Genomic DNA, 12,418 nt, shown 5'->3' with positions numbered 1-12,418 from the left:
GGTAGAGTACCTTTAAAACAGGGCCGCATTGCGGCCCTTTTTTCATGGCTGGAAACTCATGAGTTTGTCACCTGGTAATAGTGCTAGTTGTGCAGAATGCCGGGATGGCTTTGAATGCTTTCAGCAGCGCAGCTACCCGTCAACCTGATAAACCAGAGGCGCATCATGAGTGACTCCAAGGCGTACAGTGCTTCCGAACGCGTGCGTAAGGCATACCTGCGTTCGCTTGCAGACCATAAGCCCCATCTTGATCCCCGAATTCATTCGGGTATGGAAGACTTGGTAATTGATGGGAGTATGCTGGCCGATCCACCCAGTGGATTGGTCTACAGAAAATTTACAATTGAAGAAAGCGGCGGTCCCGCTGACCCTGCATTGCCCTTTGTATTGAGCGTGCCACTCTGGGTGAGGACACGTGAAGACACGCTTCGCATTGAACACTCCAGGGATGGTGCCACGTGGACGACGGTTTACGAAAAGGTTGGCGATTTTCGCGAACCCGGTACGCCTGATCCATATCCCGTAGTAATCCCTAAAGATCAAGACGCGCTGCGAGTGGACGGCACCCACCATTTCAGAAGTTGGGTCATGAATATCAATGGGGATGCTTCCTGGTCGGGGCCCCTGACGCTTATTTTCGACCGAAACCCGCCCTATTCGCATGCGGCGCCGCCCAAGTTCCCTGATATCCCGGTTGTGACCGATGAATCGTTGAAAGTGGGTGCCAAGTTGAAACTACCCGCCTATTCCAGCTGGGCAGAAGGCGATCAGGTCTTGGTGTACTGGATGAGTCGCCTTCCAGACAAGGTTGAAGACCTTGATCCACCGATCGTGGCGCTACCTACGACAGGTGCCGATCAGGAGCTATCGATTCCTGAAGATAAAATCCGCGCCGTTGGGGATGGCGGGGTGTATGCCCTCTACCTGCTGGTCGACAAGGCCCTCAACATCAGTGCGTTGTCTGTCTGGACCAGTATTCCTGTAGCGTTGGGCGAACTGCCTGCTACCTTTGATGACCCTCTGGTGCCGTTGGCCACAGCGGCTGACGGTTTTTTGATTGACCAGGCTGACGCTCATTTGGGTGTGGAAGTATGGGTTCCTTGGCAGGAACATATGAAAGCCACCGATACTGTGGTGGTGACTTGGGGTGGCATAGCGTTACCGGCTGAAACGGTTGGGTCTGCTACTAAAGAGAATATCCCGGTAAAAGTATCCGATGAGGTATTGCTGCGCGCTTACGGTAATAACAAGGGGCCCCTGCCCACCACTGTCAGCTATGTCCTGATGCGTGGTACCCATCCGGTGGGCGGCGCTGATACTGATATTAACGTAGACTTCGAAACCATGGACCCAGGTGGCCCCGATCCAGAATGGCCACTGCCCATTCATCCCGGTTTAAAAGAAGTTGTAGTCAAGGGCAGGGGAGGCACGAGTGACGATAATGAATTGAATGCTGATGATGCGGGTTTAATTGCCGATCTGGAAATTGAGCTCTACAGCTTCGCCGAGGAAGATGATGAACTTGAATTCTATTGGGCAGGTGAGCCAGCGGCGACTTACACCGTGTCAGGCACCGACAGCCCAGGTGACACGGTATCGGTAGAGGTGCCTTGGGCTGTTATCGAAAAGGGTGGCAATGGCCCGGCTATACTTGTCGATTATTTGGCTTCACGCCCAGGCGTGCATAACCCTGTGCGCTCGAAAGTTACGCCTGTCTCCGTTGATGCAATCACTATTACACCTGTTGCCGCAACATTCGAACATCTGGTAAATGGCAGGGTTACTTGTACTTCGATACAACGCAGTAACGATCATGCTGACGGGCCCGCTGTCGAGGTGTTGATTCCGGACCTCACCGAGTATTATCAGTTCTCTCCATTTGCGCAGATTCAAGCAAAGTGGTGGGTGTACAGAGGCGAGAGTGATGATTTAGGTTTCGATGAAATTGACGCTGTCACATTAGACATTCCGATCGCTATAGATAGTGAGCATCCGATCACGGGCTTTACCTGGCGGATCCCCTACGAGACCAATGTGCTTCCCACACATGAAGGGAACCCGGACCCAAGGTTCAATAGTTCTCGCGCAAATGTGCAATATACACTAAAGACGGCCAAGGGAGACATTCCTTCGATTGAAGCCAAGGTGGAGCTTTCCTTTATGCCACCCTCTGGTGTTTGTAATCCTGAAGGTGGTGGCATCTGAATTAACTTATGCTGCGCGAAAAGGATGTCGCGCAGCGTAGGGCTATTCGCGCTAGGTTGTAAGGCTTTTCCTATAGTGGCTTGATTTATTTCCTGTAGCTTGATCGCGATCGGCACCGACTCATGTGTTTCATTCACTCATTAACGTGCCTGCTTCTAGATCTGCATGAGATTTTGGAAATGAAAAGTAACTTCAAGAAATTTAAAGTTCGCAATGGGCTGGTGTGTTGCATGGCGGCGCTGCCGTTAAGCTTGTATGTAGGGGATGTGGCGGTGGCGCAGGTCATCGTCGACCGTGACACGGTCATCGATGGCAGTAATTTGCCTGATAGTTATCAGGTTCAGGGCGGTGCAAAGCTGACGGGCAACGGCGCCAGCACGGACCAGATCTTCCTGCGTGAAAGTGGGGCGCTGGAACTCAACGGTAGCACGGTGACATCGGCCAGGGACGGTGTGTTGATGGAGGGGAGCGCGCGCGCTGACATCAATGGCAGTACCATCACCAGCGATGAGCGTGGTGTTGTCTTGGGCCGCAGTAATGGCGTCGGCTCGCAGGCGTGGGTTACGGGCAGTAACATCAGCGGCAGGAAGGGTGGTGCGCTCATTGCCAGTGACTCAGAACTGCACCTCAATGGCAGTACGGTACAGGGCACAGGGCAGGGCAGTGCCGGCGTGCGCATGCTCAATGGCTGGCTCCAGGCGCAGGGCAGCACGATCGTCGGCGCACAGGAAGGTATTTTGGTAAATACCGATGGCCGTGCCGGCGAGGCCCGTATCGATCTGGATGGTTCGCAAGTCGTCGGGAAAGACGGTTCGGCCATACTGGTGGATGGGGAGACCGAAGGGGGTGCCACAGCCAAAATCACGGTCAGCAATGGCGCACAGCTTAGCGCTAGCAATGGCAACCTCCTCGAAGTGCGCAACCAGTCGAGTGCCGACCTGGCTGTAGTGAACGCCAACCTAGTGGGCAACGTAAAAGTGGAGGAGGGGTCCAGTGCAGCCATATCACTGGATCGGCAAGCTACGCTCACGGGCCAGTTGGAAAATGTCGGCAAACTGTCTATTGGCGATCAGTCACGCTGGACGATGGTCGACGACGCCAAGGTCGGCGATCTGGTGCTCGCTGGCGGGACCGTGCAGTTTGGCCAGCCCGATGCATACCATCGGTTGACGCTGGACAACCTGTCAGGTGAAGGCACGTTTGAAATGGATGCCAACTTCGCCACCGGGGAGACCGATTTCCTTGATATCACTGGCACAGCCACGGGCAGCCATAGCTTGCTGATCGGCAGCAGTGGTGCAGAGCCGCAAGCAGAAAACCAGCTTCAGGTGGTGCATACGGGCGGGGGTGATGCTTCGTTCTCGTTGGTTAACGGGCCTGTGGATCTGGGGGCGTTTTCCTACGAATTGGTACAGCGTGGTGACGACTGGTTCCTCGACGGTTCGAGCAAGATCATCAGCCCTGGCACCCGCTCGGTATTGGCGCTGTTCAATACTGCGCCAACCGTATGGTACGGCGAGTTGACCTCTTTGCGCAGCCGCATGGGCGAGTTGCGTCTGGATGATGGCAAGGCCGGTGGCTGGGTTCGGACCTATGGCAACAAGTTTGATGTTGCCGCAAGTTCCGGTGTTGCTTACAAACAAACCCAACACGGGTTTTCCCTCGGTGCAGATGCGCCGCTGCCGGTTGGTGATGGTCAATGGTTACTGGGTGTATTGGCTGGTTACGGCCGTTCGGACCTGAACCTGGAGGGCGGCACCAGTGGTGAGGTGGACAGCTACTACCTCGGGATGTACACCACCTGGCTTGACCGCGTCAGCGGGTACTACTTCGACGGCGTAGTGAAGTTGAACCGCTTTGACAACGATTCCACGGTTGCCTTGAGCGACGGCGCACAAACCAAAGGCCACTACGGCAACAACGGTGTTGGTGTATCGGCCGAGTTCGGTCGTCACATCGAGCTCGATCAAGGGTATTTCGTTGAGCCTTTTACCCAGTGGTCCACCGCTTATATTCAAGGAAAAGACTATCACCTGGACAATGACCTGCAGGCCCAAGGCGACGCTGTCCGGTCCGTGCTGGGCAAGGCTGGTGCGACAGTCGGGCGCAACTTCGAGATGTCAGCGGGTGGCATTGTTCAACCCTACCTGCGTGCTGCCTACGCTCACGAGTTCATCAACAACAATGATGTAAAGGTCAACGAAAACCGCTTCTCCAACGATCTCTCAGGCTCCCGCCTGGAGGTGGGCGCCGGTGTGGCTGTTACCGTAGCGCAAAGCCTGCAGCTGCATGCCGATATCGATCACAGCCGCGGCGAACATATCGACCAGCCCTGGGGTGTGAACCTTGGCGTGCGGTATAGCTGGTAAGTACTCATCAGGAGGCCCTAGGGCCTCCTTTTTAGTGGGAGTCACTAAATGAGCCAAATGTCAGACAATGAGTCGTTACTGAACAAGTTGTTAAAGTGGTTACTAAAGCCGTGGTCGAAGCTGTTGTTCAAGGAGCTACTAGAGGCTGTCACGGTGACTGACTTGCTTGACGACATCCCGGGTGGCGACATCAACCTGCTCCCCATCAGCGCTACCGAGAAGGATCTGGAGGTGATCGTACCCATGTGGCCGGTCAGTGATCCACGCCCTGGCAGGCCGGAACTGCTGAAATTGCTCTGGGATGAGGTAGAAGTGGATCAAGGGTCCTGGGAGGCCCCTGTGCAGCCTGGGGATCTGATCCTGAGTGTTCCCAAGGACAAGCTGACTGACGGCCCCCATGTGCTGCGTTACGAAGTAACCAATGCCAACCTTGACACGAGCCTTTCCAAGACGCTGGAGGTATTGATCGACTTGCAGGCGCCTGTTTTGGGCGCAGGCCAGGGCCTTCTGACGGTCGTTGAAGACCCGGAAGAAATCGAACGTGACGGGCTTACGGAGCGCTACCTGAGGAACCACGATCAACGCCTGCGAACCCAGGTGCCTGGATATATCACGCCCAAAGCAGGTGACACGGTTATCTATTATTGGGATACCGAGCCCTTTGCGGAAATGGAGGCTGGTGAACATGAACTGACATTTGAAGACACTATCAGGCCGGTCTACATCGATTTCCCTGGCGCATTGGTGCTTGAACGAGGAGACGGAGACCGCTATGTGTACTATGCCATCAAGGATCGAGCCGGCAATATCAGTGTGTTCCCCAGGCCTCTTAAACTGAGTGTGTCGGCTGGCTTGCGAGCGCTGCCATTGTTGAGCATCGAGCAAACCACGGGGGATCAGGAAAACCTGCATCTGGCACTCAATGATCTGGCTCCACCCCTTCTCATAAAGGTACCGGCTGAAGCAGTTGTTTACCCCGATGAAACATTACGGGTGGAATGGGGCCAGCCCGGAGACCCAGGGTATTACTCGACCTCTACCGAATACCAGGGACGTTCGCGTCAATTCGAAATTCCTGAAGACAAGGTGGCTGCACAGGGCGCAACGACCATCCAGGTCAACTATGTCGTCTCGGGCGACAAGCGTCACGATTACCCTTCGCCGCCAGTAGGCCTTACTGTTGGTTCGTTGAGCCGGGGCCTACCGGTCGTTCAACTGGCTGGCGTGAGGAACGGGATATTCAAGTTGTCCGATGCGGATGAGCGTAACCGGGTGACATTGGGAACCTGGAAGTTCATGGCGGAAGGGCAATGGGTCGATATCTGGGTGACCGGGACCCTGAGCAATGGCCAAGAGGCGGAGCCGCACCAAGTTTTGAAAAACTATGCGATTGAGGCGGACGATGTTGAAAACGGCATTGGCGCACGTAACGATGTGGTGGTGCTGAAGTCGTACCTGTCAACACTGTTGCTTAATAACCCGTTCACGGTACATGTCAATGTAAGTTTCAATCAGGGGTACAGTTGGGTAAAATTCCCTGAAATGAGACCTCAGTTGCAGTCTTGACGTGGTTATCATGGGCCGGAAACAGGAGCTCTCATTTCGGCAGTGGTGCCCCCAAAGTCGTTGATGGTTGTGAAAGTCACGTGCATTTTGGGGGTTATTGCAAACGTTTCTACGGGGTATGCCTGAGTGCCACCTGGGGCAACCATTTTATGGGCTTCAATGCGCTTGCGTGTGCTGCCGTTTTCCAGGTGCGCCTGCCTGAAGGTGTAATGATAGGGTGAGGGATTATGCACAACCAGTTGAGTTTTGCCGTCAAGTCGCTGTAAGGACCATTGCAGTTTTTTCAGGCCGTCCTCAAGGGGTTCTTGCAGTTCGGCGGGGCGGTAAAGTAGTTTGATCCGGGTGCGCAGGGCAATGGTCAGTGTGTTTGACGGGTCACCATCGGTTTGCGGAATTTCCTGTACATTGAAGTAAAACAAGGATTCCTTGTCCTTGGGCAGATTATTCGGGATTTGATTGATCTGAACAGTCTGCTCACTGCCCGGCGCAAGGCGGAATAGCGCGGGGGTGGCAATGAGTGGAACGGCGGTAATATTGTCGTCAGCTTCGGTGTTGACCCAACTCTGTGCGGCAAAGGTTTGAGTGCTGGGATTGGCAACGATGATTGAACTGCTTTGCTTGTCACTTGCTTGAATGATGCGTGTAGTGCTGATGGTAAGCGCTGCTTGGGCTGAGGCAATCATGCCGCTTGACAGGCCAGTGAGTAGAAGTAAACGGAAAATGAGTGAATTAGGCATTGAGGCAAGTCATGAATGAGTAAGAGAGCAAGCGCAGCAGGCTGCGCTTGTGCCATGGCGAGTTATCGAATATCGACCAGGAAGTTGACGCTGGTGGCAATGTGCCCTTCAGTTACCGACGCTGCAGTTGTGTGCAACTGGGCGGTAAAGTTCATATCGGTAACTTGAGTGTCGCTCAGTGCATATTCTACCGACTCTGCATCAGGGGCGAGCTGAGCGTTGCTCTTGTCAAAGATCGCCAAGGCCATACCGGAAGCATAACCGATGCCACTCTGCAGTTGATACAGTTTGCCGGATGGGTCAGCACCATAGTTGGCACTGTATGTGACTGCTGCAACGTCGCCAGCGGTGACGGGGCACTTCGCAGGGTCTACGCGAAGGGCAAACTTTTCGAGCCGGGTTTTTTGCCCGACTGCTGTGAAGTCTGAAGTTCTGAAGTCGCCCAAATAGACTTTCGGCAGGCCAGGGCCGCCAGGCGTGACGACGTCGATCTGGCAAGTGCCGCCGGCACTTACAGTACCTTCGAAGTTGATGATACCCGTGTTGGCCATGGCTGAGCTGCAGCCAAGGCCGAAAGCCAGCAGTGCAAAAATACGTTTCATTGAGCGCTCCAGATTGAAGGTTAGTTGTTAGTTTTGTGCGCTTCAGCCGAGGCCATGGGGAGCGCCGGCTGATCGCGGAGAAGAGACTAACTGCGATGCGGAAACCAAATCTGTAGGTCAATTCGCTATAGGGCAGGGTGGAATTCGATTTTACGGGGCTGCCACTCCCAGGATCACTCAGCCTGCCGCGAGGCGAGCAGTTGCTGTTTTTCCACGTTCCAGTCGAACGGTGCTCCGCGCTGCTCTGCTTCGTAGCGAAGCTCCTCCAGTTGCTGATACAGATCAAGCTCTGCGTCAGGCATGAAGTGCAGGCAGTCACCGCCAAAGAACCAGAGCAGATCACGAGGCACCAGATGAGCGAACTGGGGGTAACGCTGGATAACCTGGCACATCAGGTCTTGGCCAAGGTACTGGCTCTGTAACGGTTCTAAGGGCAGCAGGGCAAGCAGTTCATCGAAGCGCTCCAAAAACAGCGCATGGCTTTCTTCAGGCACCTGCTCGGCGTTTTCAAGGGCTACGAGGATGCTGCGCACGTGCTCGAGCAGTTGCAGGTGATAGTTTTGGAAGGCGTTTGTCACGGATGTGTCCTTAGGCATGAGGCAATGCCGCCATTGTACCGCGTTGTGATCCATCGAGCAGTCGCGGGGGCTGACCTGACATTTTTGCCAGTATTCGAGGCGGGCAATGCCGGTCATGCTGGCATCGGGAATCTGATAGGGATTACAGAGGAGACACGCAATGAGTACTGAATCGCAATCACCAAACTATCTTGGGGTAATGGATATTGGGACGCGCACGCTCAATACGCTTTGGCATGATCGTTACCCTGCATTGTCCGATGCCCCAGGGGAAATGATCAATCTGGGCAGGCAAACCGGCCCCGGCACCAAGAAATTCAAACAGTTACAGATGGGGCTGCCTAAGTTGGCATACAGAAGCTCTGGCGCTACCTTGTTCCTTGACCTGGAGCAGCGGGCGCTGAGAGAAATGGAAGTCACGCTCACTACAGACGCGGGCGCGAGCGCCCCCTGGATGAGCTATGTTCGGAGAATGGAACTACCCGGTCACAGGACATTGATAATCAGCATCGCTTTTGCAGCTTCCGATGAGCGCTTTAGAATCGTCTACTCGACACTGGCAGGTAGAGCGGTGAGTCTGGTGTGGAATGGTGCAGTGGACTATACCTACAGCGGAAACGATAGCGAACAGCGGCTATTGGCCGAGCACTATAATGAGCAAAAAAAGGTAGTGCTTTATCACTTGCTTGCAGCTCCGGAAAACCCCTGGCTGCAAGATGTGGCATTAGTGCCCGCTGCAGACTTGGAGGGTATAGTTTATGACCTTGTGTCGCCCTCAACCGCAGAGTTGGAGAGGGGCAGTGACATGTTGTCCACTGACCTTACATGGGGCTCCTCTCATGAGTTTGTTGCTGCCGTCTTTGCTACGGCCTTTCCGGAAATCCCGATTCCGCAGCGCCCCCTTGACAGTGAGTGGATGGCGTCCTTGATGGTGCCGGAAGGAACGGCCCTGGTAGACCCATCCCAGGATCTACCGGCAACAGTATTCTTTAAAGTTGGATACAAGCGTAAGCGCAGCGCTGCCATGGAAGATGCTGATATAGGCGTTGCGGGCGATCCGTTATCAGTAAGCCCGTTGATGTGCATAGTCGGCGCGGGGTTTGAAAAAGAGCTGATGGAAATATCCGATTTGAAAAACGCCACGATAGTATTTGTTGGCGATCAGCATGGAGCGCTGGAGAAAAGCGATAGCGCTTGCTATTATGTGCCGCCGCCTTCTCAGGCACCATCTGTAATATACGAAGATGTTCGGAAGACGTTGGAGAAGCCAGCGCAGGTGGAGACGGTCAGGGAACGAGCAGTGTTCGATGTCATCAAAGTAACGGTGAATGGTAATTCTGCCCTTTCTACATTTGTCACGTTATACGCCAGGCAAACGCACTATATTAAATACTCTGTTGTTAACGGTAGTTTGACCCTCCAGTTGTGGTACTACGATGTGGACGAAGGCAAGGATATGCCCGTGCCTGCTGGTGAAACGGAGTGGTCTACCCTCCATGGCGGCGGTTCGGTTTCCAACGCCGGGGTTTTCACCCCGGGAAACTCGGCCCCTTCGACCGTAAGCGTCATTGCAGGGCGCGATCTGGGCAGTAGCCGATTGTTGTACTGGGCGGTCACGGTCATTCCTGTCCCTCTATATTCAGCGACCCAAGCCGTTAAATTCTTCAATGACTGAAGCAGGCGTGCGAGCGCTGGCGCCAAGCGGGCACAGGGCCCGATTGGCGCCAAGTCAATTGATGTTTAGCGGATTCTACCCTGTGTCAGCCTCAGCATTTCTTTGTCGAATGCATCCACATCGATCACCGCCCGTCGTGCCTGTTCCGCCGCATGCAACCGGTACCCCTCCTCAGCTTGCAGTGCCCCGCTCGCGACGGCGGCATCGATGGCTGACTGCCCGGGAGCAGGATAAGCGTTACCCTCCTTAATCGCCTGATGCAGCACTTTGTGCAGTGGCGCAGCTTCGTCCAGAAGATCGCAGGCCCGCTGCAGTGCTGCTACCGGGTCGCCCTCGGCTTGTGGTCTAAAGCATCCGGCAAGCAATTCCTCCAGCGCCGGGTCGCCCTTGCTGCGGCCGATCAGTGCTGCCACCTCGGCATCCAGTTCATCGCTCGGCCCGGTATGACGGCGGCCGAAGGGGAACACAAGCACTCGCAATGCACAGCCGACGAAGCGGTTGGGGAAATTGTCGAGCAGCTTGTCCAGCGCCTTTTCCGCCTGGCCCAGGCTTTCTTCCATGGCCCAGCGCAGCAGTGGCTGCATGTGCTCGGGGGAGCCTAGGTCGTGATAGCGCTTGAGCGCGGCACTGGACAGGTAAAGGTAGCTGAGCACATCGCCCAGGCGTGCGCTCAGGCGTTCGCGGCGCTTGAGCGCACCGCCCAGCAGCATCATCGACAGGTCGGCCAGCAAGGCGAAGGCAGCGGCCTGGCGATTGAGGGCGCGGAAGTAACCTTGGCTCAAGGCATCACCGGGTACGGGTTCGAACCGCCCCAGCCCCAGGTTGAACACTAGCGTGCTGGCCGCGTTGCCGGCGGCGAACATGACGTGTTTCATCAGCAGGTCGTCGAATTCTCTCAGTGCCTGGTCGCGGTCCTCACGGCCGGCCAAGGCCATCTCATTGAGTACGAACGGGTGGCAACGGATGGCGCCCTGGCCGAAGATCATCAGGTTGCGCGATAGGATGTTGGCACCTTCGACCGTGATGAAGATCGGCGCCCCTTGCCAGTTGCGCCCCAGGTAGTTGTTCGGCCCCATGATGATGGCCTTGCCGCCGTGGACGTCCATGGCGTGCTGGATGCACTCGCGGCCGCGTTCGGTCAGGTGATACTTGAGGATTGCGGACAGCACAGAAGGCTTTTCGCCAAGGTCCACCGCCTTGGCGGTCAGCAGGCGGGCGCTGTCCATCAGCCAAGCATTGCCGCCGATGCGTGCCAGCGATTCCTGGATGCCTTCGAAGGCGGCAAGCGGCACGTTGAACTGCTCGCGAATGTTCGCGTACTGGCCGGTCACCAGGCTGGTGTACTTGGCGGCGCCGGTGCCGACTGCCGGGAGGGAAATCGAACGGCCCACCGACAGGCAGTTCATCAGCATCATCCAGCCTTTGCCGAGCATGGCCTGGCCGCCGATCAGGAAGCTCAGTGGTACGAACACGTCCTTGCCGCTGTTGGGGCCGTTCATGAACGCGGCGCCCAGCGGTAGGTGGCGCTTGCCAATGTCAACGCCGGGGGTGTCGGTAGGGATCAGCGCCAGGCTGATGCCCAACTGCTCTTCATCGCCCAGCAGGTGGTCGGGGTCGTAGGCCTTGAACGCCAGGCCCAGCAGGGTGGCGACAGGCCCGAGGGTGATGTAGCGCTTTTCCCAATTCAGGCGCAGGCCCAGTACTTCTTCGCCGTTCCACTGGCCTTTGCAGATGATGCCGGTGTCGGGCATGGCACCTGCGTCGGAGCCAGCCAGCGGGCCCGTGAGGGCAAAGCAGGGTATTTCGTCGCCGCGCGCCAGCCGTGGCAAGTAGTGGTTGCGCTGTTCGTCGGTACCGTAATGCAGCAGCAGTTCAGCCGGGCCAAGGGAGTTGGGCACCATCACCGTGGAGGCCAGGTCGCCGCTGCGGGTAGCCAGCTTCATCGCTACCTGGGAGTGGGCGTAGGCGGAGAAACCTTTGCCGCCGTATTCCTTGGGGATGATCAGGGCGAAGAAGCCATGCTGCTTGATGTGGTCCCAGGCTTCGGGCGGCAGGTCCAGGTCCTGGCCGATCTGCCAGTCGCTGACCATGGCGCACAGGGCTTCTGTCGGGCCGTCAATGAAGGCTTGTTCTTCTTCAGTCAGTTTCGGTGCCGGGTAGGCCAGCAAGGTGCGCCAGTCGGGGCGGCCGCTGAACAGTTCGCCGTCCCACCACACCGTACCGGCGTCGATTGCCTCGCGCTCGGTTTGCGACATGGGCGGCAGGGTACGCTGGAACCAGCTGAATACCGGGCCGGTGAACACCTTGCGGCGCCATTCCGGCAGTGCCACCAGGGCGATTTTCAGTGCCAGCACCACCCAGATCAGGGCCAATAGCCAGCCGGGCGCACTGCTGAAAATGCCCATCAGCAGCACATAGGCCGCCATGATGCCCAGTATTTGCAAAGGCGCGAGGCGCCGGTGCGTGAGATATGCCGCGCCGATTACCAGCACCACCAACCACAACAGCAACATAATCGGTCCTCCTTGGAACCAGGGGGCTTTAGCCGTCCCAGACAGCTTAGACGCAACGCTGTGAACGGCAGGTTCAGAACAGTGACAGGGTGTGGCTGCCGGAGTTTCAGTTCTTGCCTGTACCGGGCTCTTCGCGGGCAAGCCCGCGAAGAGCCCGGTACAGGCGGCGAATG

At 56.3% G+C, this 12,418-nt stretch carries 8 protein-coding genes; 4 read left to right on the top strand and 4 right to left on the bottom strand.

The window, feature by feature from the left end:
- Positions 1-165: 165 nt before the first annotated feature.
- The 3 genes from B9A31_RS08765 (at position 166) to B9A31_RS08755 (ending at position 6,140) form a co-directional block, all read left to right on the top strand.
- Complete coding sequence (locus B9A31_RS08765; protein WP_141099587.1) at positions 166-2,205, top strand: hypothetical protein; 2,040 nt, start codon at positions 166-168, stop codon at positions 2,203-2,205.
- A 179-nt stretch (positions 2,206-2,384) separates the two neighbouring features.
- Positions 2,385-4,574, top strand: a complete 2,190-nt coding sequence (locus B9A31_RS08760; protein WP_084296884.1) for an autotransporter outer membrane beta-barrel domain-containing protein — start codon at positions 2,385-2,387, stop codon at positions 4,572-4,574.
- A gap of 48 nt (positions 4,575-4,622) precedes the next feature.
- Positions 4,623-6,140, top strand: coding sequence for a hypothetical protein (locus tag B9A31_RS08755; RefSeq protein WP_019099424.1), 1,518 nt, complete (start codon positions 4,623-4,625; stop codon positions 6,138-6,140).
- 8 nt (positions 6,141-6,148) lie between these two features.
- On the opposite strand, the gene B9A31_RS08750 is transcribed toward B9A31_RS08755, so the two are convergent.
- The 3 genes from B9A31_RS08750 to B9A31_RS08740 form a co-directional block, all read right to left on the bottom strand.
- The gene (locus tag B9A31_RS08750; RefSeq protein WP_019099423.1) at positions 6,149-6,877 is read right to left on the bottom strand and encodes a fimbrial biogenesis chaperone; all 729 of its coding nucleotides are present in this window, start codon (positions 6,875-6,877) and stop codon (positions 6,149-6,151) included.
- Between the two features lie 62 nt (positions 6,878-6,939).
- Positions 6,940-7,479 (bottom strand): fimbrial protein, encoded by a 540-nt coding sequence (locus tag B9A31_RS08745; protein WP_019099422.1) that lies wholly within the window; start codon positions 7,477-7,479, stop codon positions 6,940-6,942.
- Positions 7,480-7,652: 173 nt separating this feature from the next.
- The gene (locus B9A31_RS08740; protein WP_080587391.1) at positions 7,653-8,075 is read right to left on the bottom strand and encodes a PA2817 family protein; all 423 of its coding nucleotides are present in this window, start codon (positions 8,073-8,075) and stop codon (positions 7,653-7,655) included.
- Between the two features lie 142 nt (positions 8,076-8,217).
- On the opposite strand from B9A31_RS08740, the gene B9A31_RS08735 reads away from it, so the two are divergent.
- Complete coding sequence (locus tag B9A31_RS08735; RefSeq protein ID WP_141099586.1) at positions 8,218-9,732, top strand: hypothetical protein; 1,515 nt, start codon at positions 8,218-8,220, stop codon at positions 9,730-9,732.
- Positions 9,733-9,797: 65 nt separating this feature from the next.
- On the opposite strand, the gene B9A31_RS08730 is transcribed toward B9A31_RS08735, so the two are convergent.
- Positions 9,798-12,245, bottom strand: coding sequence for an acyl-CoA dehydrogenase (locus tag B9A31_RS08730; RefSeq protein ID WP_084296883.1), 2,448 nt, complete (start codon positions 12,243-12,245; stop codon positions 9,798-9,800).
- Positions 12,246-12,418: the final 173 nt, after the last annotated feature.

The sequence above is a fragment of the Pseudomonas sp. URIL14HWK12:I5 genome (assembly GCF_900176445.1).
In the GTDB taxonomy this organism is placed as follows: domain Bacteria; phylum Pseudomonadota; class Gammaproteobacteria; order Pseudomonadales; family Pseudomonadaceae; genus Aquipseudomonas; species Aquipseudomonas monteilii.
The sequence above is the reverse complement of the archived record's forward strand: the minus strand, read 5'-3'. Positions and strand labels throughout refer to the sequence as shown.

Bases quoted from the DNA above. Each gene is read 5' to 3' on its own strand.
- B9A31_RS08765 (WP_141099587.1), top strand. From the start codon at position 166: ATGAGTGACTCCAAGGCGTACAGTGCTTCCGAACGCGTGCGTAAGGCA.
- B9A31_RS08760 (WP_084296884.1), top strand. From the start codon at position 2,385: ATGAAAAGTAACTTCAAGAAATTTAAAGTTCGCAATGGGCTGGTGTGT.
- B9A31_RS08755 (WP_019099424.1), top strand. From the start codon at position 4,623: ATGAGCCAAATGTCAGACAATGAGTCGTTACTGAACAAGTTGTTAAAG.
- B9A31_RS08750 (WP_019099423.1), bottom strand. From the start codon at position 6,877: ATGCCTAATTCACTCATTTTCCGTTTACTTCTACTCACTGGCCTGTCA.
- B9A31_RS08745 (WP_019099422.1), bottom strand. From the start codon at position 7,479: ATGAAACGTATTTTTGCACTGCTGGCTTTCGGCCTTGGCTGCAGCTCA.
- B9A31_RS08740 (WP_080587391.1), bottom strand. From the start codon at position 8,075: ATGCCTAAGGACACATCCGTGACAAACGCCTTCCAAAACTATCACCTG.
- B9A31_RS08735 (WP_141099586.1), top strand. From the start codon at position 8,218: ATGAGTACTGAATCGCAATCACCAAACTATCTTGGGGTAATGGATATT.
- B9A31_RS08730 (WP_084296883.1), bottom strand. From the start codon at position 12,245: ATGTTGCTGTTGTGGTTGGTGGTGCTGGTAATCGGCGCGGCATATCTC.